This window comes from Streptomyces sp. NPDC020747 (genome assembly GCF_044334695.1).
Classification (GTDB): Bacteria; Actinomycetota; Actinomycetes; order Streptomycetales; family Streptomycetaceae; genus Streptomyces.
In genome coordinates, this window is sequence record NZ_JBIRTJ010000002.1 from 616932 (window position 1) to 639636 (window position 22705).

A 22705-nucleotide genomic window follows, 5' to 3' on the forward strand; every position below is an offset into this window, starting at 1 on the left:
CACCCCGCGCCGTGGTACGGTTGCAACACAACGGCGCGGGGTGGAGCAGCTCGGTAGCTCGCTGGGCTCATAACCCAGAGGTCGCAGGTTCAAATCCTGTCCCCGCTACTGAAGTAGAAGGACCCGGATCCTCAAAGGATCCGGGTCCTTCTACGTGTGCGGACCGTGCAGGGATCGCGTGCGTGTGCCCATCGCTCATCAGTGCTGCTGCGGCGAAGGCTGCGCCATACGCCTGGAGTTGGGAGATCTGTGTTTCACTTGTCTCTCTGTGGGCATGTCGACAAAACGCTGAAGTGACCTCACTGGCTGCGGTATACCAGGTGTACCCAGGTTGCAGGTGGTGCGACGATGGACGTTATGGGGGACAAGGCAACTCTGTTGGAGACAGGGCGGTTTGTGCAGCCTTCCGACCGGGACGAGACCGGCGAGGCTGCGGAGGAGGCTCGTCGACGACTCGCCGCGGAGGCGGGCGACGTCGAGGCGATGAGCGTTCTCGGAGCCATGCTGCTCCGCCGCGGTGATCTCGACGGGGCCGAGCCTCAGCTCCGCGCTGCCACGGCGGCCGGTGACCGGGCCGCCGCCAACAACCTGGGTGTCCTCCTGCACCAGCGCGGCTACGCCGAGGAGGCGGCCGGCTGGTGGCGGATCGCCGCCGTCGCCGGATCCGCGGCCGCCGCGCACGCGCTGGGCCGCCACCACCGCGAGCGCGGGGACGAGCCCGCCGCCGAGTACTGGCTGCGCCAGGCCGCCGAGCAGGGCCACGCCCTCGGCGCGTACGCGCTCGCCGACCTCCTGGAGCACCGCGGTGACGCCGGTGCCGTGGACTGGATGCGGGCCGCCGCCGAGCGGGGGCACCGCGAGGCGGCGTACCGGCTCGCGCGGACGCTGGACCGCAAGGCCGTGCAGGCGGGCGAGGACGAGGGTGACAACGGTGTCGCGGCGACCGTCGCCGCGCAGGCCGAGCAGTGGTACCGGCAGGCCGCCGCGCGCGGTCACCGGCGTGCCGCGCTGCACCTCGGAGCGATCCTGGAGAGGCGCGGGGAGCTCAAGGAGGCCGGACGCTGGTATCTGACCTCCGCCAAGGACGGCGAGGCGCGGGCCGCCTGCGCGCTCGGGTTCCTGCTGCGGGACGCCGGCGACACCGAGAGCGCCGCCGTGTGGTGGCTGCGGGCCGCCCAGGACGGCGACGGGAACGCCGCCAACGCGCTGGGCGCCCTGCACGCCGAGCGGGGCGAGACGCAGACCGCCGAGCGGTGGTACCGGGCCGCGATGGACGCCGGCGATGTGAACGGCGCGTACAACCTCGGGCTGCTCTGCGCCGAGCAGGCGCGGACCGCGCAGGCCGAGCAGTGGTACCGGCGCGCGGCGTACGCGGGGCACCGGGAGGCCGCGAACGCGCTGGCCATTCTGCTGCTGCAGGTCGGTGACGCGTCCGGGGCCGAGCCGTGGTTCTCCAAGGCCGCGGAGGCCGGGAGCGTGGACGCCGCTTTCAACCTCGGGATCCTGCACGCCGGGCGGGGTGCGGAGGCGACGGCCCTTCGGTGGTACGAGCGGGCCGCCGCCGCCGGGCACACCGAGGCCGCGCTCCAGGTCGGGATCGCGCGCCTTCGGGACGGGGACGAGCGGGCTGCCGAGCGGCACCTTCGGTGTGCCGCGGGTGGGGGGAGCGCGGAGGCGGCCTATCGGCTGGCCACCGTGCTGGACGCACGGCGGCCGCCCGCACCCGCGCACGAGTTGGGGGAGCCGACCACCGAGAAGAGCGAGTGCGAGGAGTGGTACGAGCGGGCCGCCTCCCAGGGGCATCGGCGGGCTCAGGTGCGGGTGGGGATGCTCGCCTCCGCGCGCGGGGATGTCGTGGATGCCGCTCGGTGGTACCGGGAGGCCGCCGAGGCGGGGTCCCGGAACGGGGCGTTCAACCTTGGGCTGTTGCTCGCCCGGGAGGGGAGCGAGCCGGAGGCTGCCCTGTGGTGGACTCGGGCCGCTGACGCGGGGCATGGGCGGGCGGCGTTGCGGCTCGCCCTCGTCTACGCGCGTCGTGGGGAGCTGGCGGAGGGGCAACGGTGGGCCGATCGTGCCGTGTCGCTCGGGCCTGGCGAGGTTTCCGAGCGGGCGGCTCGGCTGCGGGATGCGTTGCGGCAGGAGTTGTCTGCGTGACGGGGTGGCGGGGCTGATGGGGGTGGGTGGGGGAATCGGCCTGAACGGTCTCGTCCTCAAGCGCCGGACGGGCTGGCTGGTGCGGGACTGGGCTGCGAGAGTGCCCCATCAGGGGCGCAGGGAACTGATTTGCACTGGTCGGCGGTGGTGACGTACTGTTCAGACATCGCCGCGGGGTGGAGCAGCTCGGTAGCTCGCTGGGCTCATAACCCAGAGGTCGCAGGTTCAAATCCTGTCCCCGCTACTGAAGGCCGAAGGCCCGGAACCAATGGTTCCGGGCCTTTGGTGTGTTCGGGGGCAAGCCGTAGAGGTGTCGGGATGTTGAAAGCCCCGGCCTTCTTGTGGCCGGGGCTTCGGGGGTGTGTGGGGTGGGTCGTCAGGCTGCCGCGCAGTTCGGGCATACGCCGCGGTATGTCACCTCGACGCCCGAGACCGCGAAGCCGAAGCGCTCGGAGTCGGGGAGGTCGGCCAGCGGGTTGCCGCCCGGGTGGACGTCCTTGATCGCGCCGCACTGGGCGCAGACCAGGTGGTGGTGCGGACTGTGCGCGTTCGGGTCGTACCGCTTCGCGCGCTTGTCCGTGGCGACTTCCAGCACCTCGCCGAGCGAGACCAGCTCGCCCAGCGTGTTGTAGACGGTCGCCCGGGAGATCTCGGGCAGCTTGGCCACGGCCCTCGCGTGGACCTCGTCGGCCGTCAGATGGACGTGATCGCCGTCGAGGACCTCGGCCACGACGCGCCGTTGCGCGGTCATGCGCCAGCCGCGTCCGCGCAGTCGTTCCAACAGGTCGCTCATACCACCAATGCTAGCAGCAAGGAGGCCCAGTTTCCGAACAGGTGTGATTTTGGAGCATTCCTTGACTTAGACCTTGTCTATTGTAGGATCGAGTTCGGCTTTGGGTGGGGGCAGGATCGGCAGAGCCGGCAGAGATCGGCGATGAATGACGCGGGAGGCGCACGTGACGCAGGGTGCGGACTTCGCGGCCGGCACCGGTAACCACGGGGCCCCGGTCCACTCCGAGGACGAGAAGGGCCGTCTGGTCGACGGAGACTTCGGCAAGCGGCTGGAAGCCGCGGTCCAGGCCCTGCGCGGCTGACGCCAGCACTGGAACGCTTGTCGTCGAAGAGCGGGCCGGATCTCCCGTACCGGAGGTCCGGCCCGTTCGCTTTCCGGCTTGTTCGCTTTCCGGGCCGTTTGTGTGGAGAGCCGTGCTCAGGCCGGGGCGTGCTGTCGCAGCGGTGCCCAGCAGCGGATGATGTCGCGGACCGAGACGATGCCGACCGGCTCGCCGTGGTCGAGGACGACGAGGTGGCGGAAGCCGCCGTGGGTCATGGCCAGTGAGGCCTCCTCCAGCGTCCAGGTCGGGGCGGCGAACACCACGTCGGTGGTCGTGTGGGCGTGGGCCCGTTCGGCGTCCGGGCTCTGGCCCAGGCCTACGGAGTTGAGGATGTCGCGCTCGGTGAGGATGCCGAGCCCGCCTTCGTCGGGGTCGAGAACCACGGCCGCGCCCACGCGGCGTGCGGACATCAGCGCGGCGGCCTGCCGGAGGGTGTGAGCGGGTCCGATGGTGAGGACCACGGTGCTCATGGCGTCGCGGACGAGCATGGACGGAGCCACCTCCTACGAATCCGTTAGTTAACGGATTCACAAGTTCACAAGTGAGGGGACTCTCAGAGTCGCAGTTAAAGAGACGGTCAACAAGAGGGCGCGTGCAGGCGATATTTGGGGCGCGTTCTCGTCTGTCGATGCCTCAACTGCCCCCGGGCGCCTCAGTAGCGCTGGTTGAGATAACCCAGCAGTTCGTCGTGGAGGATGCCGTTCGACGCGGCCGCGTTGCCGCTGTGCGGGCCCGGGCGGCCGTCGAGGCCGGTGAAGGAGCCGCCCGCCTCGGTCACGACGATCGCGGTCGCCGCCATGTCCCACAGTGACAGTTCGGGCTCCGCGCAGATGTCGACCGAACCCTCGGCGACCATCATGTACGGCCAGAAGTCGCCGTACGCGCGCGTGCGCCACACCTCGCGGGTCAGGTCGAGGAAGCCGTCGAGCAGGCTGCGCTCCTCCCAGCCCCCCAGGGAGGAGTACGCGAAGGACGCGTCCTTCATGCGCGAGACCTGGGAGACCTTGAGCCGGGACGCGGACGACAGACTGCGGCCGGTGAACGCGCCGTGGCCCTTCGCCGCCCACCAGCGGCGGTTCAGCGCGGGCGCGGAGACCACGCCGACGACCGGCTGGTAACCGCCCTCGACCGCCTCCATGAGTGCGATGAGCGTGGCCCAGACGGGTACGCCGCGTACGTAGTTCTTGGTGCCGTCGATCGGGTCGATCACCCAGCGGCGGGGGCCCGTGCCCTCGACTCCGTACTCCTCGCCGAGGATCGCGTCCCGCGGCCGTGCCCGTTGGAGGTGGCCGCGGATCAGCTCCTCGGCGGCCTTGTCGGCCTCGCTCACCGGGGTCATGTCCGGCTTGGTCTCGACCTTGAGGTCGAGCGCCTTGAACCGGTCCATCGTCGCGGCGTCGGCGGCGTCCGCCAGGACATGGGCGAGGCGCAGGTCATCGCGATAGTCGGGCATGAGCGAACCGTATCTTCCGGGTCGCTCCGCGGGGAACGGGGGGAGACCGGGGGTTGTGTTACAGGTACGGGTCGGCTGCGGCCGGTCGCACCCCGCCGCGGCCGGTCGCACCCCCGCGACGAGCAGCGGTTCGGCGCGGTCGCGCGCCCCTGGCGCGCGCATGGCGCCCCCTGGCCGCGCCGCGAACCCTTGACAGTGCCTCCGTGCGCGTCAACTCTGAAGCGCAGAGCCGATCGCCCCAGGGAGGCGAACGATGCCTGCAGCGCGGGAATCCCTACTGGACGCCGCCTACACGGCGCTCGGACGCCGTCCGTGGTCCGCCGTGCGGATGGTCGACGTGGCCGCCGCGGCCGGGGTTTCCCGGCAGACCCTCTACAACGAGTTCGGGAGCAAGGAGGGGCTCGCGCGTGCGCTCGTACGACGGGAGGCCGACGCGTATCTCGCGGGGGTCGAGCGGGCGTTGGTGAGCCATGCGGAGCCCCGGGAGCGGTTGGCCGCGGCGGCGGAGTGGACGGTGTCGGCGGCCCGGGGCAACGCGCTGGTGCGGGCGATGCTCACGGGGTGCTGGGCGGAGCGGCTGCCCTCGCCCACCCTGTCCGCGGTGCCGTCCTCCTCGGCCGTGCCCGCTCAGCGCAGGGCCGATGGGCCGTTGCCGTCGCCGGGGGACTTCGTCGGGATGGTGCGGGACCGGGCCGTCGTGTCGCTGACCGTGCCGGGTGCGTCCAAGTCCGAGGCCGCGGAGCTGGCCCGGGCCTGTGAGCTCGTGGTGCGGCTGGGGGTGTCGTGTGTGCTGGCCCCTGCCGGGGAGGGCGGTCCGGCGGGGATGGTCCGGGACACTCTGGCGACTGTGCGGTCGGTGGGTTGAGCGCTGCTGCGGTGAGCGGGCACAGATCGGCGACCAGCGACCAGCGACCAGCGACCAGCGGCGGGTGACCGGTGGTCCTAGTGGGACGAGCCCGACAGCTGCAGGCCGATGACTCCCATGATCACCAGGGAGATCGAGATGATCTTCAGGGTGGAGACCAGGTCGTCGAGGAAGATCATGCCGTAGATGGCGGTGCCGGCGGCGCCGATGCCCGTCCAGACCGCGTAGGCCGGGCCCACGTCGAGCTTCTTGAGGGACAGGGTGAGGAGGCCGAAGCTGCCCAGGGCGAAGACGCAGAAGGCCACCGTGGGCCAGAGTCTCGTGAAGCCGTGGGAGAGCTTGAGGCAGACGGCGAAACCCGTTTCCAGGAGCCCTGCCACGACGACCAGCAGCCACGCCATGTGATGCCCTCCCACGTTCCGTGACCGCTTCGTCTCGCTTGCGTCCCGCTTGGTGCGATTATGCCTTTACCGTCGCAGCGGGGATGCAAACAACACTGAGGTCAAACGGAGATCGACCGGAGTTCAACCGGAGATCGGCCGGGGACTAGTCGCCCTCGCGCCGCTCGCGCGTGGAGAGCAGTCGGCGCAGTGAGTAGAGGCGGGCCGGATCCGCGTGACCCTCGGCCACCCACGCGTCCAGCGCGCAGTCCGGTTCGTCGTGGCTGCACGCGCGCGGACAGCCCTCGGTGCCGGGCTCCAGGTCGGGGAAGGCCTTGATGACCCGGGACGGGTCCACGTGGTGCAGGCCGAAGGACCGTACGCCCGGCGTGTCGACGACCCAGCCGTCGTTGTCGGGCAGGGGAATCGCCCGCGCCGACGTCGTGGTGTGCCGGCCGCGGCCGGTGACCGCGTTGACCACGCCCGTCGAGCGCCGCCGCTCCCGCGACACGAGCGCGTTGACGAGCGTCGTCTTGCCGACGCCCGAGTGCCCCACGAACGCCGTGATCTTGCCGTCCAGTTGCTTGTGCACGCGGTCCAGCGCCTCGCCGCTCTCCAGCTCCTGACGGCTCGTCACGACGTACGGGACGCCCAACGCCCCGTACATCTCCAGGAGTTCGTCGGGCGGGGCCAGGTCCGACTTGGTCAGGACCAGCAGGGGCTCCAGACCGCCGTCGTACGCCGCCACCAGGCAGCGGTCGATGAGGCGCGGGCGGGGCTCGGGGTCGGCCAGGGCCGTGACGATGGCCAGCTGGTCGGCGTTGGCGACGACCACACGCTCGTACGGATCGTCGTCGTCGGCCGTGCGGCGCAGCACGGAGGTGCGCGGCTCGATGCGGACGATGCGGGCCAGGGTGTCCTTCTCGCCGGACAGGTCGCCGACGATGGCGACCCGGTCGCCGACGACCGCGGCCTTGCGGCCCAGTTCGCGGGCCTTCATCGCCATGACGACCCGGTCGTCCACCAGGCAGGTCAGGCGGCCCCGGTCGACGGTGACGACCATGCCCTCGACCGCCTCCTCGTGCTTGGGGCGGATGTTCGTACGAGGCCGGTTGCCCTTGCGGTTCGGGCGCTGGCGGATGTCGTCCTCGTCGGTGTGCTTGCCGTAACGGCGCATGATCCCGGTCCGCCCGTCAGTTCCCGAGCATTCCGGTCCACAGATCGGGGAAGTCCGGGAGGGTCTTCGCCGTCGTAGCCACGTTCTCGATCCGTACGTCGTCGACCGCGAGGCCGATGATGGCGCCCGCGGTGGCCATGCGGTGGTCGTCGTAGGTGTGGAAGACCCCGCCGTGCAGCGGGCGCGGGCGGATGTGGAGGCCGTCGGCGGTCTCGGTGACGTCGCCGCCCAGCTCGTTGATCTCCTTGGTGAGCGCGGCCAGCCGGTCCGTCTCGTGCAGGCGCAGATGGGCCACGCCGCGGAGGGTGGAGGGGGAGTCCGCGAGGGCCGCCACCGCCGCGATGCCCGGGGTCAGCTCGCCGACCTCGCCCAGGTCCACGTCGATGCCGTGGATCGAGCCGGAGCCGGTGAACTCCAGGCCCCGGTCGGTCAGTTCGCAGGAACCGCCCATCTCGGTGAAGATCTCACGCAGCTTGTCACCGGGCTGGGTGGTGCGCAGCGGCCAGTCCGGGATGACCACCCTGCCGCCGGTGACCAGGGCGGACGCCAGGAACGGCTGGGCGTTCGACAGGTCCGGCTCGATGGTGAGGTCGCGGCCGAGGAGCGCGCCCGGCGTGACCCGCCAGACGTTCGGCTCGCCGCCCGACTCCGGGGTGTCCACCTGGGCACCGATCGAGCGCAGCATGTCGACCGTCATCCGGATGTGCGGCATGGAAGGGAGCCTGGAGCCGGTGTGCCGTACCTCCACGCCCTGGTTGAAGCGCGGGCCGGACAGCAGGAGCGCCGACACGAACTGGGACGACGAGGACGCGTCGATCTCCACCGGGCCGCCCTCCAGTGCCCCGGAGCCGTGCACGGTCAGCGGCAGCGCGCCGCGGCTGTCGTCGTCGATACGGGCGCCGAGGGCACGCAGCGCGTCGATCACTCCGTGCAGGGGACGCTCGTACGAACGCGGGTCGCCGTCGAACCGGATGGGGCCGTCCGCGAGGGCGGCGACCGGGGGCAGGAAGCGCATCACCGTGCCCGCGTTGCCGACGTCGACCGTCGCCGGGCCGTGCAGGCCCGAGGGGATCACACGCCAGGCCTCGCCGGAGCCGTCCGGGCCGACGCCCTCTTCGATGCCCACGCCCATCGCACGCAGGGCACCGGCCATCAGGAGCGTGTCGCGGGAGCGGAGCGGGCGGCGCAGCCAGCCGGGCTCCGCCGCGAGGGCGGCGAGGACGAGGGCGCGGTTGGTGACCGACTTGGACCCGGGCACGTGGACCGTCGCGTCGACGGCTCCGCTCGCGTGCGGGGCGGGCCAGAGGGCGGTGTGGGCGGCGTTAACGGGCATGCCCTCACTTTAGTGGCTAGCCACTGACGGAGATCTTGATCGAAAGCGGCGGAACCACTCCGTGGGGGGTGCGCCCAAGAGCTCGGGGGAGGAGCCGCATGCCGACACGGCCCCGCGCCCCCTTACGGGGTACTGCTCACAGCCCCAGCAGCCACGTGCCCCCGCCGATCAGTGAGCACAGGGACACCGCGTGGAACAGGAACAGCCACACGCCCGCCGGGACGTGGGTCAGGCGGGAGAGCTGGTCGGCGTCCGAGTCGCCGGCTCCGCCCCGGCTGCGCTTCATCTGGAGCTCGAAGGCCGGGCGGACGCCGCCGAGGAGGAGGAACCAGACGACGGCGTAGGCGAAGGCCGCCTGGACCTGAGGGCCGGCCAGCCAGGACACCACCACGAACGTGCCGCCGGTGAGCAGGACCGTGAGGGCGCCGTACGCGTTGCGGATCATCACCAGCATCGCCACGAGGAGCAGCGTGGCCAGCCACAGCAGGGCCGTGATGTGGCCCGCGGCCAGGAGCGCGGCGCCGCCGAGGCCGAGCAGCGGGGGAGCGGTGTAGCCCGAGGCGGCCGTGAGGATCATGCCGAGGCCGGTCGGCTTGCCGCGGCTGACGGTGAGGCCGCTGGTGTCGGAGTGCAGCCGGATACCGCTGAGGCTGCGACCGGTCAGCAGCGCCACCAGACCGTGGCCGCCCTCGTGCGCGATGGTGATGGCGTTGCGCGAGAGCCGCCAGACGTTGTGCGGGACGATCACGGCCAGTGCCGCGACCATCGTGGCTATGACCACCCAGGTGTCCGGGTCGGGCTGGCTCCCGAAGACCTCGTCCCAGAGGGTGGCCAGCGAGGTGGCGGCGATGCTGTCCATTGTGGGTGAGGGCTCCCTCGGGTCGTGATCAACAAGGGTTTGCGCGTAGCGCAATCGTTGAGGGGTGGTGGTCGGGCGACGGGTGGGCCTGGCAGTCTGGCACGTATGTGCGGACGGTATGCAGCGAGTCGTGGACCCGAGGATCTCGCAGGAATCTTTGAGATCGAGAAGTGGGAGCCGGAGGAGGCTCTGGCCCCCGACTACAACGTGGCTCCCACCAAAGAGGTCTACGCGGTCCTGGACCGTCCTCTTAAGGACGCGGAAGACCCGAAGCCGGTTCGGCAGCTGCGCACGCTCAAGTGGGGCCTCGTCCCGTCCTGGTCCAAGACCCCCGAGAGCGGCGCCCGGATGATCAACGCCCGGGCCGAGACCGTCCACGAGAAGCCCTCGTACCGGCGGGCCTTCGCCACCCGGCGCTGCATCATCCCCGCCGACGGCTATTACGAGTGGGTGACCGGTTCCGGTGAGCGCGATCTGGAGGTCGAGGGCAAGAAGAAGCGGCCGCGCAAGCAGCCGTACTTCGTGCTCCCCGCCGACGGGTCCGTCTTCGCGATGGCCGGGCTGTACGAGTTCTGGCGGGACAAGACGCTGCCCGACGACCATCCGCGGGCCTGGTGGGTGACGTGCTCGGTCATCACCACGGAGGCGGAGACCTCGCCGCTCGCCGTCGGCCCGGACGAGGGGCCCCGCGCGCTGGCCGACATCCACCCCCGCATGCCGCTCATGCTCACCCCGGACCGCTGGGACTCCTGGCTCGACCCGTCCCGCACGGACGTCGAGGACCTGCGCTCCCTGCTCGCGGCGCCTCCGGAGGGGCTGATGCGGGCGTACCCCGTCTCCACGGCCGTGAGCAACGTCCGCAACAACGGGCCGGAGCTGCTGAAGGAGCTGGAGGGGCCCGAAGAGGGCACACTCTTCTGACGTGACGGATCAGATGGAACAGATGGGGCGTATGGGTCACCTGGCGGAGATCATCGAGACCATCGACACCGACGCGGGCACGGCCCGCGTCACCTGGCACCGGGCGAGGAAGGCGCGGCTGGTGCTGGCCGTCAGCCATGGCGCCGGCGGTGGGATCGAGGCGCGGGACCTCCGGGCGCTCGCCGCGGAGCTGCCCGCGCACGGTGTGAGCGTGGCCCTCGTCGAGCAGCCCTGGCGGGTGGCGGACAAGAAGGTCGCGCCCGCGCCGAAGACGCTGGACGTGGGCTGGCGGGGCGTCTGGCCCCTCCTGGTGAAACCCGGGCTGCCCGTGATCGCGGGCGGACGCAGCGCAGGAGCCCGCGTCGCCTGCCGCACCGCCACCGAACTCGGCGCCCACGCCGTCCTCGCGCTCAGCTTCCCCCTTCACCCGCCGGGCAGGCCGGAGAAGTCCCGCGCCGGCGAACTGCTCGGAGCCGGGGTGCCCACCCTCGTCGTCCAGGGCGGCAACGACCCGTTCGGCAGGCCCGAGGAGTTCCCGGAGGGCGCGTACGAGTCCCCGGAGGGCGCGTACGAGATGGTCGAGGTGCCGTACGGCGATCATGGCTTCGCCGTGCCGAAGCGTGCCCCTCTCGACCAGGACCAGGCCCTGAAGATCATCACCGATGGCGTACTGAAATGGACCTCGTCACTCGGGTGACGAGTGGACCTCCTCACTCGGGTGACCCCCGGGAATGCTGAGCCCCGGGCCACTGTTGTGCGGATCAGACAGCACGACACGTGCTGTGAGAAGTCGCATGAGAGGAAGTCCGCCGCATGGGTTCGACCATCTGCCCGAGCCGTAGCAGCAGCGCTGACCTGGAGTGGTCTGTTCTGCATGCGGCAAAGACCACCCCTATTCGGGCGGCGGGCGGGCCGGATCGTCGTCTATCCTCCGATTCTGGTGGGACCGGTCTCGGTCCTGCCCAGACTCTGGAGGAGGTGGGTCCGGTCACAGGGACCGACGCAGGGACCGAACACGGCCAGGCGGAGCAGCCCGAGGGCCCGGGCAGCGGCGAGTCGGCCGCCGAGCGCAGTGCGCGCTTCGAGCGGGACGCGCTGGAGTTCCTCGACCAGATGTACTCGGCCGCGCTGCGCATGACGCGGAACCCGGCCGACGCCGAGGACCTGGTGCAGGAGACGTACGCGAAGGCGTACGCGTCCTTCCACCAGTTCCGTGAGGGCACCAACCTCAAGGCGTGGCTGTACAGGATCCTCACCAACACCTTCATCAACTCGTACCGCAAGAAGCAGCGCGAGCCCCAGCGGTCCGCCGCCGAGGAGATCGAGGACTGGCAGCTGGCGCGTGCCGAGTCGCACATGTCGACCGGTCTGCGCTCAGCCGAGTCGCAGGCGCTCGACCACCTGCCCGACTCGGACGTCAAGTCCGCGCTGCAGGCGATCCCCGAGGAATTCCGCATCGCCGTCTATCTCGCTGACGTAGAGGGCTTTGCGTACAAGGAGATCGCGGACATCATGGGGACACCCATCGGTACGGTGATGTCCCGGCTGCACCGGGGCCGCCGCCAGCTGCGCGGCATGCTCGAGGACTACGCGAAGGACCGCGGCCTGGTCCCGGCGGGCGCCGGGGAGTCGGACGGAACGAAAGGCTCGGGCTCATGAGCTGCGGAGAGCCGCACGAGACGGACTGCAGTGAAGTACTCGATCATCTCTACGAGTTCCTCGACCGGGAGATGCCGGATGCCGACTGCACCAAGTTCGAGGTGCACTTCGAGGAGTGCTCCCCGTGCCTGGAGAAGTACGGTCTGGAGCAGGCCGTGAAGAAGCTGGTCAAGCGGTGCTGCGGCCATGACGACGTGCCGACCGACCTGCGGGCCAAGGTCATGGGCCGTATCGAGCTGATCCGCTCCGGCGAGACCGTCCCCGAGCACGACGTCGCCGTCGCCGACATCCGCGGGGCGGCCACGGAGGGCTGACCGCCCTGATGCCCGGGCCGCCGCCCGGGTTCTGACACCGGCTCAGTCGCTCACACCGGCATGCGGGCCGGGTTCTGACACCGACACCGGTCGCCACGCTGCCCGCGGCCGGACCGGGTTGACCGGTCCGGCCGCGGGCAGCGGCGTCCGACGTCCGGGCCTCTTCAGATCTCCAGGCCGTTCTCGATCCGCTTCAGGCTGTGCCTGGCCAGTGCCAGGTTGCTGCGGGAGCGGTCGAGCGCGAGGTAGAGGAAGAGCGTGCCGCTGCTGCTGCCGAGCGGGCGGATCAGGTGGTACTGCTTGCCCAGCGTGATCAGGATGTCCTCGATGGTGTCGTCCATGGCCAGCGACGCCAGCGTGCGCATCTTCGAGCGCACCACCTCGGTGTTGCCGGCCGCGGCGAGTTCCAGGTCGAGCGCCGGCCCCCCGCCGAGCGTGCCGAGGGACATCCCGCTTTCATAGTCGACGAGGGCGATGCCGATGGCCCCGTCCACGGTCATGGCTTCCTTGAGTGCGGTCTCGATGTTCACGTTGCCCCAATTCCTCAGTGACGCTGCCGGTCGATGCTCGTGCAACTACGATCGGATACGAGTGGCTCCTGCGTCACAAAACAATAATTTTGTTACCTGTTGCGTTAGTTGATGTTCAAAGTACTGTGCGACGTTCGGACGTGAAGGGGGAAACGGGGAAATGACAACGGCCGTTGAAGCCGCACTGGCCCGGCTCCTCGACTCTCCCGGGGTCACCGGTGTCGCCCTGGTCGACGCGGTCACGGGCCTCACCTACGGGGTGGCCGGCGACTCCGAGGAGGCAGCGGGCGGCGCGGAGTGCGCGGAACTCGCCGCGCTCATCGCCGAACGGCTCGGACAGGCGGGCGCCGAGGGAGAATTGGAGAGCGTGATCACGACCAGCACGCGGCGCCACCAGGTGCTGCTCGCGGTGGCGCGGCCGGCCGGTGATCCCCTGCTGCTGGCGGCGGGCATGGACCGGGAGCGGGCCAACCTGGCGCTCGCCACGCGGAGTCTGGGCGACCGCGTCGCAGAGGTGCTCGCATGACGGGAGCCCCGGCGCGCAATCTGCCCGCGCTTCTCCAGGGGCTGCACGAGGAGGGCTTCACCGGCACGGTGCGGGTCTCCGGCGCCCCGGGCGGAACGATTCATTTGAGGGACGGTCTGATCGGCGCGGTCGAGACACCGGGCGCGCCGACCGCCACGTCGGTTCTGCTCACACCGGGCCGCATCGACGACGAGGCCTGGCTGGCCGCGTGTGCGGCGGAGCGTGACATGGACAGGCTGGGCGGGCAGTTGGTGGCCGCGGGTCTGATCGGCGCCGCCGAGCTGGAGATCGTGTGCGCCGCGGCCGTGTTCGACGCGGCCTTCGCCATGGCGCTCGGCCCGCCCGGCAACTGGACGCTGGACGACCCGGAGCCCACCCTCCTCGCCACGTCGGGTGTGGAGCCGCGGCGGCTGACCGAGGAGACCACGCGGCGGATGGTGCAGTTGTCCGGTCCGTGGGGGGCGCCGGGAGAACTCGCGCGCGTGCGGCCCACACTGGTTCCGGGCCCCGGGCCGGGGCGCTGGCTGCCGCTCCGCCATCAGTCCGTGCTGAACACCGTCAACGGACGCCGTACGGCCCGGGACATCGCCTTCACGCTCGGGCGCGGGCTGTACGCGGTCATGCTCGACCTGACCCGGCTGGACGGCCTGGACCTCGTCCGGTGGGGAGAGGGCCGGGAACCCGGCGGCAGGCCGAGCACCGCGCCGCGCGCACTGCCCGAACGGCACTCCGCGACACCGCAGCCGACGAGGTCGGGAGCCGGGTCGGGGTCGCAGTCGAAGGCCGAGCCGCTGCCGAGGCGCAGGCCCGGCGGTGCGTCGAGGGTGGGAGAGGGCCCGGCACGGGAGGGTCCGGCGGGCCAACGGCCCGCGGAGGGAAGCAATGCTTTTTCCGCAGGGAAGGATGGGGGGACGGGGGGGTAGTGAGTTCACGCAGACGTCGGGCAGCGATGCGCCGACGGAGCACGGAGGCCGAAGCGAGGCGGGCCGCGAAACGGCGGGCACGAGGACCGGACGCGGACGCCCCACAGGCGCGGCCGGGGCGCTCCGCCCAGTCAGGCACTCCACCACAGGCGCCGCGGGTCCCACAGGAACCGCAGGTGCAACAGGTTCCGCAGGTACAACAGGCACCGCCGCCCCGACCGGTACCACCGGTCGGGAGACCGCCGCTGCCTGTGCGGGGCGCGTCGCCTCCGGCCTCCGAGGCCGACGGGGAAACCGATGGTGAAGCTCCGGAGGCGCAGCCGTTCGTCCTCCCGATGCTCTCGCCCGAGGACCTGGCCGCCGACCAACCCTCCATCGACATGCTGAGGCGCGTCCGCCGGGGCCTGACCGGACTTTCGGAATCCGACTGACCCCTTGGAACGTATCAGTTGGACCGTACCAGGATTGCATATGCCTTTAGCAAGGAGCTCGTCATGAGTGAACAGCCGCCACCCAGTCCCCTGACGGAGATCCTGACCTCGCTGCGGGATCGGGTGATGGGCATATCCCAGAGCGTTCTGTCCACGGCGGACGGCCTCCTCGTCGTCCACGACTCGGACTCCGTCCACCCCGAGTCGGTCGCCGCGCTGGCCGCCGCGACGCTCGGGGTGGGGCGGCGGATGGCGGACCAGGCGGGCGTCGGCGCGCTCCGCGAGGTGGTGGCGAGGTGCGGCTCCGGACACGTCATCGTGATGGCGGTCGGCGACCGGGCACTGCTGACCGTCATGGGGGACGACGGCCTCGACATCCCCGCGTTCCAGCGCGAGTCACCGGCCACGGTGGAGCAGCTGAGCCGGGCGCTGGCGGCCGATGTGGCGCACTGACGGCCGTTTCGACGCGCTGATGGCTTCGATGAGGCTCCTGAGGCGCTGAGGGCGGTCTGACGGCAGTTCGGCGGCCGTCTGACGGCGGTCTGGCGGGGCAAGGACGGCGGAGCGCCCCGTGTGTACCCGGCTCACTCGAACGGGCGAATCTGCCTTCTGGGCCCGGCGAATCGTTCCATGCCTCCCCCGAGCCGTGCCCGGCCGCCCTATCGTCCATGTCCCAAGGCCTGTACGGGGCTTGTGCCGGAGCCGCCCCGCCCGGTCGGCCGACAGGGGCCGGGCCACAGGGAAGGGGACGCCATGCGGCCGGTTTCGCCGTGGGCGCGTGTCTACGTCGTCTGCGTCGCGCTCGGAGCGGCGTGCTGTGCGCTCCGGCTGCCGGCCACGCACGCCCCCTGGGGTGCGGTGCTGCTCTTCGCAGGGCTGTGCGCCGGGTGCGAACGGCTCGCCGGAAGCCGGTTCGCCGCCGGCCGCACACCCGAGGGCGCGGGGGTGGCCGGGGAGCCCGGCGGTTCCCCCAGGTGGCATACGCCCGTGCTCCTCGCCGCGGCCTTTCTGCTGCCGCCTCCGGCCGCGGCGCTCGTGGCCCTGCCGGGGGCGCTGCTGGCCCGGGTCGAACAGCGGCCGCGGTGGCTGCGCCGGGTGTGGCGGGCCGGACAGCTCGCGCTCGCCGCGTGGGCCGCCTCGTGGGCGCACTGGGCGCTGGGCGGGCGGGACGCGGTCCTCGCGTCCGACTTCCCGTACGTCCTCGTGACCGCCGGCGCGGCCGTCGTGGCGTTCTGCCTGGTGCTGACCGTGCTCGACGGGGGAATCCTGGTCCTCGCCGAGCGGGTGCCCGTACGGGCCGCCTGGCGCGGTCTCTTCCTCCGCTCGCTCGCGCCCGTCGCCGTGCACGGGCCGGCCGGGCTGATGATGGCGGTGCTCTGGCGCAGCCCGTACGGGCCGGTCGCCGCGCTCCTCGTGCTGTTGCCGATGTACGTGTCGTGGTGGGTGTTCGCGCAGTACCACCGGGAACGGGCCGCCCACCAGGCGACCATCCGGGCGCTCGTGCAGGCCGTCGACATCAAGGACGGGTACACGCGCGGGCACAGCGAGCGGGTGGGGCAGGCGTCGATGGTGATCGCGCGCGAACTGGGCATGGACGACGAGCGGGCCGAGGTGCTCAGGTTCGCCGGGATCCTGCACGACGTCGGCAAACTCGGGGTCCCCACACGGCTGTTGCGCAAGGACGGGCCGCTGACGCCGGAGGAGCGGCGGGTGATCGAACTGCATCCCGAGTACGGGCACGAGATGGTGCGCGGGATCGGATTCCTGGGGGAGGCCAGGTCGGCGATCCTGCATCACCACGAGCGGCTGGACGGGAGCGGGTATCCGTACGGGCTCAAGGGGGGCCAGATTCCGGAGTTCGCGCGGGTGGTGGCGGTCGCGGACGCCTTCGACGCGATGACGTCGAGCCGGTCGTACCGGCGGGCGCGGCCTGTCGCGGCCGCGCTTGAGGAGTTGGAGCGGTGTGCGGGGGCGCAGTTCGATCCGCGGATGGTGGAGGCGCTTGTGCGGGGGCTTGCCCGCGGGGGCTGGCATCCCGTCGTCACCGCTGACGAGACGCCGCTGCGCGGCGATCCTCACTCACCCGCTCCGCCCGTTTCCAGCACGCCACCAGGTCACCGCAAAAGCCTCGACGGAACCAGACCATGAGGGCCCCCCGGCCCCTCCTGCCGCGTGCCTCGGCATACAGCCCGTCGGAGGTCCCCGTGAACCCGTCGCGCCCCCTGCCAGTGCTCCCCCTCGCCCGCGCCACCGCCGCCCTCCTCGCGGGCCTCGCCCTCGTCGCCACCCTCTGGCACGGCCTCGACGAGCGCGGTGTCGCTCTCGCCTTCGGGGTGCTGATCGCCGTTGGGGAGCTGGCTCGGTGGGGTGGGGGTGAGCAGCGGGAGTCGGCGCCGCTGGGGGCGGCCGGGGCGCTGGCGTACGCGCTGCTGGGGGAGAACGGCGGGCAGAGCACGCACCACGGGGTGCTGCAGACCGTCGCCGTCGTCGTGGCGGCCTCGTTGGTGGGGTGCGTGCCCCATGTGGCCAAGGGGCACGGGCCCACCGCCGACCACCTCACGCGGCGCGTCCTGACCGTCGGCTTCGCCGCCGTCTGTTTCCAACCCCTCTACAACCAGGGCAGGTTGAGGGAGTGGGCCGAGGACGGACCCACGTACGCGGCCCTCGTCGTCGCGCTGCTCGTGCTGTCCGCGCTGTGGGACGCCGTGCTGGCCGCCGCCATGGCGAACGCGCGGACCCGCTGGCCGTTCGGGCCGCTGCTGCGGGACGAGCTGCGGGGCACCCTCGGCATCGGGTCGGCCGTCTGCGCGACCGGCGCCGTGATGGCGCTCGCGGTCGCCGTCGCCGGCCTGTGGGCGCTGCCCGTGTTCTCGCTGCCGCTGCTGCTCACCCAGCTGTCCTTCCGGCGGTACGCGGCCGTGCGGACCACCTACCGCCAGACCATCGCCTCCCTCGCCCGGGCCACCGAGATCGCCGGCTACACCCCGGCGGGGCACGCCAGACGCGTGGCCGCGCTCAGCCGGGCCGTCGGCCGCGAGCTGGGTCTCTCCGAGCCCGAACTGACCGTTCTGGAGTACGCGGCCCTGATGCACGACATCGGTCAGCTGTCCCTCGTCGATCCCGTTCCCGCGGGAGCCACGGCCTCCCTCGCCCCCGACGACCAGCGGCGCATCGCCCTGCTCGGCGGCGCCGTGGTGCGCCAGACCGGGGTGGACGCGGAGGTCGCCGTGGTGGTGGAGCGCCAGGCGGACCCGTACCGCGAACAGCCGGTCAGCGCCAGAATCGTACGGACGGTCAACGCGTACGAGGAGAAAGCCCGGGAAGCAGGTCCCGGCGGGCCCCTCAGGGCGTTGGAGGAGCTGAGGCTCGGCACCGGCCGGGACTATCAGCCCGAGGTGGTGGAGTCGCTGGCCAGGGTGCTGGCGAGGGGCAGTCTTATGCTGCCCCTGGCTGGGTAACCCATGGGTAATGAGCGCCCGTCCGACCGTCCGTGGTTGGATGCGAGGAAGAGGACATCAGGGGGCACAGTCCAGCCCGAGGCTGCACGCTCTTCAACGAACTGGCAGGCGGGAATCGTGAGGATCTTCGGCAAGGGACGGCACCGGCCCTCCGCCTCATGGCGGCAGGCCACCGACCGTGCGTTCACGCTGATCGGCGACGGCCGGTACGAGGACGCGGGGGCGCTGCTCACGCGCGCCGCGGACCTGGAACCGTGGCTGTCCGAGTCGTGGTTCAACCTCGCGCTGCTGCACAAGTTCCGGCACGACTGGGAGCAGGCGCGGGCGGCCGGTCTGAGGGCCGTGGCACTGCTCGACCGGGAGACCGGGGCCCCTGATTGGTGGAACGTCGGCATCGCGGCCACCGCGCTGCAGGACTGGCCGCTCGCGCGGCGGGCCTGGCAGGCCTACGGACTGCGGGTGCCCGGCGGTGCCACCGCCTCGGGCGAACCGGTGGGCATGGACCTCGGCAGCGCGGCCGTACGGCTGTCGCCCGAGGGCGAGGCCGAGGTCGTGTGGGGGCGGCGGCTCGACCCCGCCCGCATCGAGGTCCTCTCCATTCCGCTGCCGTCCTCCGGGCGGCGCTGGGGCGAGGTCGTGCTGCACGACGGGGTTCCGCACGGCGAGCGGACGACCGCCGCGGGCCACTCCTATCCCGTGTTCGACGAGATCGAGCTGTGGGCGCCCTCTCCCGTGCCGACCTGGGTGGTGCTCCTGGAGGCGGAGACCGAGGACGACCGGAACGCCCTGGAGCGCCTCGCGGCCGACGCCGGGTTCGCCGCCGAGGACTGGTCGTCCTCCGTGCGGCTGCTCTGCCGGATGTGTTCCGAGTCCCGGATGCCGTCCGACGAGGGGGACGGGGAGCATCTCGATCCGCACGACCACAGCGAGCCGGGGCATCCGGGGCCCCTCGGGCACCGGACCGACGGGCAGCTGTGGGTGCCCGAGCGGGAGTGTGGGCTCGCCGCCCCCGCCTCGTTGGTGCGGGGGCTGCTGGACGGGTGGGTCGCCGACAGTCCCGACTCCCGTGACTGGCGGGATCTGGAAGAGGTCTGTTAGCGGTCGCGCGGACCGTTGCAGGGGACGTGCCCCCGTACCCTGTTCAGCATCACAACCCTGTTTTCCGAGGAAGGCTTACGTCGGTCATGGCGCAGCAGGACACCGATCAGCAGCACGTGGGCGTGCTCCCCGTGGACGACGAGGGCTTCGTCATCGACAACGAGGACGAAGCGGGGGAGCGTGAGGAGGCCTATCGCGGGCGTGGCACCTCGCGGCCCATCACCGTCGTCGGGAACCCCGTACTGCACAAGGAGTGCAAGGACGTCACGGAGTTCGGCGACGACCTCGCCGAGCTGGTCGACGACATGTTCGCCAGCCAGCGCACCGCCGAGGGCGTGGGCCTGGCCGCCAACCAGATCGGCGTCGACCTGAAGGTCTTCGTCTACGACTGCCCGGACGACGAGGGCAAGCGGCACGTGGGCGTGGTCTGCAACCCCGTGCTCGTCGAGCTGCCCGCCGAGCGGCGCCAACTGGACGAGAACAACGAGGGCTGCCTGTCGGTGCCGACCGCGTACGTGGCGCTGGCCCGCCCCGACTACGCCGAGGTCACCGGGCAGGACGAGAAGGGCAACCCGATCAAGGTGCGCGGCACGGGCTACTTCGCTCGCTGCCTCCAGCACGAGACGGACCACCTGTACGGGTACCTGTACATCGACCGGCTCTCGAAGCGCGAGCGCAAGGACGCGCTGCGGCAGATGGCCGAGAACGAGCCGCGGTACCCCGTCGTCGCGAACGACTGATTCGGACAACCGCTGAGTCCGAGAACGACAGTTGGGGCGTGAGCGTCCCGTACCCACGGCGCCTGGTCGGATCCTCTCCGACCAGGCGCCGTTCGTCTGTGCGTCGCACGTTCGATCCCTTGTGCCCTCGTGATGATCCATATTCAGTCACGGGAGGGGAGATTCTCGGCACGGTGGGGTAGTGAAGGAAGCAAATCCGTTCCCAGAACGGTCAGTTGTGGTGCTGAATGGGAAGTGCGGGGATACGCAACGGCGCACGCCCGGCACAGCGGGAGGGGCGTGTCGCCAACAGGCGGCTGAGAGGGGTTTGTTCGTGCCTGCTTTCCCACAGAGCACCACAACGACGTACACCGCGATCTCGGTTCCACCGGCGCTCTCTCTCCCGGTGATCGAGAGGGAGTTTCCCCGTCAACTCCATCCGTATTGGCCCAGGCTTCAGGAGAAGACCAGGGCCTGGCTCCTGGAAAAACGCCTCATGTCCCCGGACAAGGTCGAGGCATATGCCGACGGGCTCTGCTACACGGACCTCATGGCGGGCTACTACATTGGCGCCCCCGATCAGGTCCTCCAGGCGATAGCGGACTACAGCGCGTGGTTCTTCGTCTGGGACGACCGTCATGACCGCGACGTCATACACGGCCGGCCGGAGGCCTGGCGCAGGCTCCGGCGTCGACTGCACAGGGCTCTCGACTCCCCGTGGGACCACCTGCACCACCAGGATCCCCTGGTCGCGGGGTTCGCGGACAGCATGGTGCGGCTGTACTCGTTCCTGGGCGAGGGGTGGAACAGCCGGTTCGCCGACGACTTCCACGCCGTCATCGAGGCGTACGACCAGGAATTCAGCAACCGAACGGAAGGAACTGTCCCGACCGTCGACGAATATCTCGAACTGCGGCGGATGACTTTCGCGCACTGGATCTGGATCGACCTGCTGGAGCCGAGCGCCGAGTACGAACTTCCCGCCGCCGTACGGGAGAACTCCGCATTTCGGCGGGCTTCTTTGCTGTGCCAGGATTTCGCCGCCTGGTACAACGACCTCTGTTCGCTCCCGAAGGAAATCGCGGGCGACGAGGTCCACAATCTCGGAATCAGTCTCATTCACCACGAGGGAATGCGCCTCGAAGCAGCGGTGAAGGAAGTGAGGCGTCGGGTCGAGGAATGCATCGCCGAATTCCTCGACGTCGAGAAGGAGGTATTGCGGTACGCCGACCGGATCGACAACGGCTCCGCGCGGGGCGCCGAATTGGCGGACGCCGTGCGCGCGTGTCTGTTCAATATGCGGAACTGGTTCAGTTCCGTGTACTGGTTCCACCACGAGTCCGGCCGGTACATGGTCGACAGCTGGGACGACCGCTCCACACCCCCGTACGTCAACAACGAAGCGGCAGGTGAGAAATGACCGTCGAGTCCGTGCGGCCCGCTGCACCCCAAGCGGCAGAACTGTCCACCCCGCCCCTCGCAGGAGGCGGTGTCCCCGGCCTCGGACACGGCCTGAAACTGGTCCGTGACCCGCTGGGCTTCCTGGCCCGGCTGCGCGACCAGGGCGACGTCGTCCGGCTGAGGCTCGGCCCGAAGACGGTGTACGCGGTCACCACGCCGGCCCTCACCGGGGCGCTGGCGCTGAACCCCGACTTCAAGATCGACGGTCCCCTGTGGGAGTCCCTCGAAGGCCTGCTCGGCAAGGAGGGAGTGGCGACCGCCAACGGGCCGCGGCACCGGCGCCAGCGGCGGACCATCCAGCCCGCGTTCCGGCTCGACATCATCCCCGAGTACGGGCCGATCATGGAGGAGGAGGCGTACGCCCTCGCCGAGCGCATGGGGTCAGGCGAGACGATCGACTGCACCTCGGAGTCGTTCCGGGTCGCCGTCCGTATCGCCGCCCGCTGTCTGCTGCGCGGCGACTTCATGGACGAGCGCGCCGAGCGGCTGAGTGTCGCGCTCGCCACGGTGTTCCGCGGTATGTACCGGCGCATGGTGATCCCGGCGGGACCGCTCTATCGGCTGCCGATTCCGGCCAATCGCAAATTCGACCGGGCCTTGGCCGATTTGCACCTCCTGGTCGACGAGATCGTCGCCGAACGCCGGGCATCCGGTCAAAAGCCGGACGATTTGCTGACGGCGTTGCTGGAAGCGAAGGACGACAATGGCGACCCGATCGGCGAACAGGAGATCCACGATCAGGTCGTCGCGATACTCACGCCCGGCAGCGAAACAGTCGCGTCCACGATCATGTGGCTCCTGCAAGTCCTCACCGAGCATCCGGAACACGCGGACCGCGTACGCGAAGAGGTCGAATCCGTCGCGGGGGACCGTCCGGTCGCATTCGCGGACGTGCGGAAGCTGTCCCACACGAACAATGTCGTCGTCGAGGCCATGCGGCTGCGTCCCGCCGTATGGATATTGACGCGCCGGGCCGTGACCGAAACCGAACTGGGTGGGTATCGAATTCCGGCCGGGGCGGACATCGTCTACAGCCCGTACGCGATCCAGCGCGATCCGCGGTCGTACGACGGCAACCTGGAGTTCGACCCCGACCGCTGGCTTCCCGAGCGCGCCAAGGACGTGCCGAAATACGCGATGAGTCCGTTCAGTGTGGGCAACCGGAAGTGTCCGAGTGACCACTTCTCGATGGCCCAGCTCAGCCTCATCACGGCGGCGGTGGCCTCGCGCTGGCGCCTGGAGCAGGTGTCCGGGTCCAACGACACGACCCGGGTCGGCATCACGCTGAGGCCGCACCGGCTGCTGCTGCGGGCGGTGCCCCGCTGAGTG

Annotated in this window: 24 protein-coding genes and 2 tRNA genes; 18 read left to right on the forward strand and 8 right to left on the reverse strand. The window is 70.7% G+C overall.

What is annotated here, in order from left to right; all coding sequences use genetic code 11:
* Positions 1–34 precede the first annotated feature (34 nt).
* The 3 genes from ACH4YP_RS07810 (at position 35) to ACH4YP_RS07820 (ending at position 2398) form a co-directional block, all read left to right on the forward strand.
* Positions 35–108 (forward strand) — tRNA-Met (locus ACH4YP_RS07810).
* A 240-nt stretch (positions 109–348) separates the two neighbouring features.
* Entirely contained in the window at positions 349–2154 is a 1806-nt protein-coding gene (locus ACH4YP_RS07815) for a sel1 repeat family protein (protein WP_361073393.1), read from the forward strand.
* A gap of 170 nt (positions 2155–2324) precedes the next feature.
* A tRNA-Met gene (locus tag ACH4YP_RS07820) sits at positions 2325–2398 on the forward strand.
* A 132-nt stretch (positions 2399–2530) separates the two neighbouring features.
* Here the strand turns inward: ACH4YP_RS07820 and ACH4YP_RS07825 are convergent.
* Complete coding sequence (locus ACH4YP_RS07825) at positions 2531–2947, reverse strand: Fur family transcriptional regulator (protein WP_143636461.1); 417 nt, start codon at positions 2945–2947, stop codon at positions 2531–2533.
* A 163-nt stretch (positions 2948–3110) separates the two neighbouring features.
* On the opposite strand from ACH4YP_RS07825, the gene ACH4YP_RS07830 reads away from it, so the two are divergent.
* Positions 3111–3248 carry a hypothetical protein gene (locus ACH4YP_RS07830; RefSeq protein WP_361072124.1) on the forward strand — a complete coding sequence of 46 codons (138 nt, stop codon included), beginning with the start codon at positions 3111–3113 and terminating at the stop codon, positions 3246–3248.
* Between the two features lie 116 nt (positions 3249–3364).
* Here the strand turns inward: ACH4YP_RS07830 and ACH4YP_RS07835 are convergent, their stop codons facing one another.
* Both ACH4YP_RS07835 and hisN read right to left on the reverse strand, forming a co-directional pair.
* A complete protein-coding gene (locus ACH4YP_RS07835) occupies positions 3365–3757 on the reverse strand; it encodes a CBS domain-containing protein (RefSeq protein WP_361072128.1) in 393 nt (130 codons plus the stop codon).
* A 164-nt stretch (positions 3758–3921) separates the two neighbouring features.
* On the reverse strand, positions 3922–4722 hold the full coding sequence (gene hisN / locus ACH4YP_RS07840) for a histidinol-phosphatase (RefSeq protein WP_361072131.1): 801 nt from the start codon (positions 4720–4722) through the stop codon (positions 3922–3924).
* A gap of 253 nt (positions 4723–4975) precedes the next feature.
* Here hisN and ACH4YP_RS07845 point away from each other — a divergent pair, with 253 nt between their 5' ends.
* Positions 4976–5587: a TetR/AcrR family transcriptional regulator gene (locus ACH4YP_RS07845; RefSeq protein WP_361072134.1), complete on the forward strand. Its 612-nt coding sequence runs from the start codon at positions 4976–4978 to the stop codon at positions 5585–5587.
* A 77-nt stretch (positions 5588–5664) separates the two neighbouring features.
* Here ACH4YP_RS07845 and ACH4YP_RS07850 read toward each other — a convergent pair whose 3' ends face one another.
* The 4 genes from ACH4YP_RS07850 to ACH4YP_RS07865 form a co-directional block, all read right to left on the reverse strand.
* Positions 5665–5988 (reverse strand): multidrug efflux SMR transporter, encoded by a 324-nt coding sequence (locus ACH4YP_RS07850; protein WP_361072137.1) that lies wholly within the window; start codon positions 5986–5988, stop codon positions 5665–5667.
* Positions 5989–6133: 145 nt separating this feature from the next.
* The gene (gene rsgA / locus ACH4YP_RS07855) at positions 6134–7144 is read right to left on the reverse strand and encodes a ribosome small subunit-dependent GTPase A (protein ID WP_398489826.1); all 1011 of its coding nucleotides are present in this window, start codon (positions 7142–7144) and stop codon (positions 6134–6136) included.
* A gap of 16 nt (positions 7145–7160) precedes the next feature.
* On the reverse strand, positions 7161–8477 hold the full coding sequence (aroA, locus tag ACH4YP_RS07860) for a 3-phosphoshikimate 1-carboxyvinyltransferase (protein WP_361072143.1): 1317 nt from the start codon (positions 8475–8477) through the stop codon (positions 7161–7163).
* Between the two features lie 136 nt (positions 8478–8613).
* On the reverse strand, positions 8614–9336 hold the full coding sequence (locus ACH4YP_RS07865; RefSeq protein ID WP_361072146.1) for a M50 family metallopeptidase: 723 nt from the start codon (positions 9334–9336) through the stop codon (positions 8614–8616).
* 105 nt (positions 9337–9441) lie between these two features.
* On the opposite strand from ACH4YP_RS07865, the gene ACH4YP_RS07870 reads away from it, so the two are divergent.
* The 4 genes from ACH4YP_RS07870 to rsrA all read left to right on the forward strand — a co-directional run bounded on the left by ACH4YP_RS07870 (position 9442) and on the right by rsrA (position 12230).
* The gene (locus ACH4YP_RS07870) at positions 9442–10257 is read left to right on the forward strand and encodes an SOS response-associated peptidase (RefSeq protein ID WP_398489828.1); all 816 of its coding nucleotides are present in this window, start codon (positions 9442–9444) and stop codon (positions 10255–10257) included.
* 31 nt (positions 10258–10288) lie between these two features.
* Positions 10289–10954: an alpha/beta family hydrolase gene (locus ACH4YP_RS07875; protein ID WP_398490037.1), complete on the forward strand. Its 666-nt coding sequence runs from the start codon at positions 10289–10291 to the stop codon at positions 10952–10954.
* A 281-nt stretch (positions 10955–11235) separates the two neighbouring features.
* The gene (gene sigR / locus ACH4YP_RS07880; protein WP_361072152.1) at positions 11236–11916 is read left to right on the forward strand and encodes an RNA polymerase sigma factor SigR; all 681 of its coding nucleotides are present in this window, start codon (positions 11236–11238) and stop codon (positions 11914–11916) included.
* Positions 11913–12230, forward strand: coding sequence for a mycothiol system anti-sigma-R factor (rsrA, locus tag ACH4YP_RS07885; protein WP_055617006.1), 318 nt, complete (start codon positions 11913–11915; stop codon positions 12228–12230). The genes sigR and rsrA overlap by 4 nt, the downstream gene beginning before the upstream one ends.
* Before the next feature lie 164 nt (positions 12231–12394).
* On the opposite strand, the gene ACH4YP_RS07890 is transcribed toward rsrA, so the two are convergent.
* Positions 12395–12760 carry a hypothetical protein gene (locus tag ACH4YP_RS07890; protein WP_361069976.1) on the reverse strand — a complete coding sequence of 122 codons (366 nt, stop codon included), beginning with the start codon at positions 12758–12760 and terminating at the stop codon, positions 12395–12397.
* Between the two features lie 160 nt (positions 12761–12920).
* On the opposite strand from ACH4YP_RS07890, the gene ACH4YP_RS07895 reads away from it, so the two are divergent.
* From ACH4YP_RS07895 to ACH4YP_RS07935, 9 genes are all read left to right on the forward strand, one after another.
* Positions 12921–13286 (forward strand): hypothetical protein, encoded by a 366-nt coding sequence (locus tag ACH4YP_RS07895; protein ID WP_361069973.1) that lies wholly within the window; start codon positions 12921–12923, stop codon positions 13284–13286.
* Entirely contained in the window at positions 13283–14209 is a 927-nt protein-coding gene (locus ACH4YP_RS07900) for a DUF4388 domain-containing protein (protein ID WP_361069970.1), read from the forward strand. The genes ACH4YP_RS07895 and ACH4YP_RS07900 overlap by 4 nt, the downstream gene beginning before the upstream one ends.
* A 494-nt stretch (positions 14210–14703) precedes the next feature.
* Positions 14704–15093, forward strand: a complete 390-nt coding sequence (locus tag ACH4YP_RS07905; RefSeq protein WP_055617004.1) for a roadblock/LC7 domain-containing protein — start codon at positions 14704–14706, stop codon at positions 15091–15093.
* A gap of 300 nt (positions 15094–15393) precedes the next feature.
* Positions 15394–16788, forward strand: a complete 1395-nt coding sequence (locus tag ACH4YP_RS07910; protein ID WP_398489830.1) for an HD-GYP domain-containing protein — start codon at positions 15394–15396, stop codon at positions 16786–16788.
* Positions 16789–16844: 56 nt separating this feature from the next.
* Positions 16845–18098 (forward strand): HD-GYP domain-containing protein, encoded by a 1254-nt coding sequence (locus ACH4YP_RS07915; RefSeq protein ID WP_398489831.1) that lies wholly within the window; start codon positions 16845–16847, stop codon positions 18096–18098.
* A gap of 117 nt (positions 18099–18215) precedes the next feature.
* Positions 18216–19196 (forward strand): hypothetical protein, encoded by a 981-nt coding sequence (locus ACH4YP_RS07920; protein ID WP_055617768.1) that lies wholly within the window; start codon positions 18216–18218, stop codon positions 19194–19196.
* 86 nt (positions 19197–19282) lie between these two features.
* Positions 19283–19936: a peptide deformylase gene (gene def, locus ACH4YP_RS07925; RefSeq protein WP_398489833.1), complete on the forward strand. Its 654-nt coding sequence runs from the start codon at positions 19283–19285 to the stop codon at positions 19934–19936.
* 313 nt (positions 19937–20249) lie between these two features.
* The gene (cyc1, locus tag ACH4YP_RS07930; RefSeq protein WP_361069982.1) at positions 20250–21335 is read left to right on the forward strand and encodes an epi-isozizaene synthase; all 1086 of its coding nucleotides are present in this window, start codon (positions 20250–20252) and stop codon (positions 21333–21335) included.
* A complete protein-coding gene (locus ACH4YP_RS07935; RefSeq protein WP_361069956.1) occupies positions 21332–22702 on the forward strand; it encodes a cytochrome P450 in 1371 nt (456 codons plus the stop codon). Before cyc1 ends, ACH4YP_RS07935 begins: the two co-directional genes overlap by 4 nt.
* The last annotated feature ends 3 nt before the right edge of the window (positions 22703–22705 follow it).

Bases quoted from the DNA above. Each gene is read 5' to 3' on its own strand.
- hisN (WP_361072131.1), bottom strand. From the start codon at position 4,722: ATGCCCGACTATCGCGATGACCTGCGCCTCGCCCATGTCCTGGCGGAC.
- rsrA (WP_055617006.1), top strand. From the start codon at position 11,913: ATGAGCTGCGGAGAGCCGCACGAGACGGACTGCAGTGAAGTACTCGAT.
- ACH4YP_RS07935 (WP_361069956.1), top strand. From the start codon at position 21,332: ATGACCGTCGAGTCCGTGCGGCCCGCTGCACCCCAAGCGGCAGAACTG.
- ACH4YP_RS07900 (WP_361069970.1), top strand. From the start codon at position 13,283: ATGACGGGAGCCCCGGCGCGCAATCTGCCCGCGCTTCTCCAGGGGCTG.
- ACH4YP_RS07815 (WP_361073393.1), top strand. From the start codon at position 349: ATGGACGTTATGGGGGACAAGGCAACTCTGTTGGAGACAGGGCGGTTT.
- aroA (WP_361072143.1), bottom strand. From the start codon at position 8,477: ATGCCCGTTAACGCCGCCCACACCGCCCTCTGGCCCGCCCCGCACGCG.
- rsgA (WP_398489826.1), bottom strand. From the start codon at position 7,144: ATGCGCCGTTACGGCAAGCACACCGACGAGGACGACATCCGCCAGCGC.
- ACH4YP_RS07910 (WP_398489830.1), top strand. From the start codon at position 15,394: ATGCGGCCGGTTTCGCCGTGGGCGCGTGTCTACGTCGTCTGCGTCGCG.
- ACH4YP_RS07905 (WP_055617004.1), top strand. From the start codon at position 14,704: ATGAGTGAACAGCCGCCACCCAGTCCCCTGACGGAGATCCTGACCTCG.
- ACH4YP_RS07895 (WP_361069973.1), top strand. From the start codon at position 12,921: ATGACAACGGCCGTTGAAGCCGCACTGGCCCGGCTCCTCGACTCTCCC.
- ACH4YP_RS07865 (WP_361072146.1), bottom strand. From the start codon at position 9,336: ATGGACAGCATCGCCGCCACCTCGCTGGCCACCCTCTGGGACGAGGTC.
- ACH4YP_RS07835 (WP_361072128.1), bottom strand. From the start codon at position 3,757: ATGCTCGTCCGCGACGCCATGAGCACCGTGGTCCTCACCATCGGACCC.
- ACH4YP_RS07875 (WP_398490037.1), top strand. From the start codon at position 10,289: ATGGGTCACCTGGCGGAGATCATCGAGACCATCGACACCGACGCGGGC.
- ACH4YP_RS07870 (WP_398489828.1), top strand. From the start codon at position 9,442: ATGTGCGGACGGTATGCAGCGAGTCGTGGACCCGAGGATCTCGCAGGA.
- ACH4YP_RS07825 (WP_143636461.1), bottom strand. From the start codon at position 2,947: ATGAGCGACCTGTTGGAACGACTGCGCGGACGCGGCTGGCGCATGACC.
- def (WP_398489833.1), top strand. From the start codon at position 19,283: ATGGCGCAGCAGGACACCGATCAGCAGCACGTGGGCGTGCTCCCCGTG.
- ACH4YP_RS07845 (WP_361072134.1), top strand. From the start codon at position 4,976: ATGCCTGCAGCGCGGGAATCCCTACTGGACGCCGCCTACACGGCGCTC.
- ACH4YP_RS07850 (WP_361072137.1), bottom strand. From the start codon at position 5,988: ATGGCGTGGCTGCTGGTCGTCGTGGCAGGGCTCCTGGAAACGGGTTTC.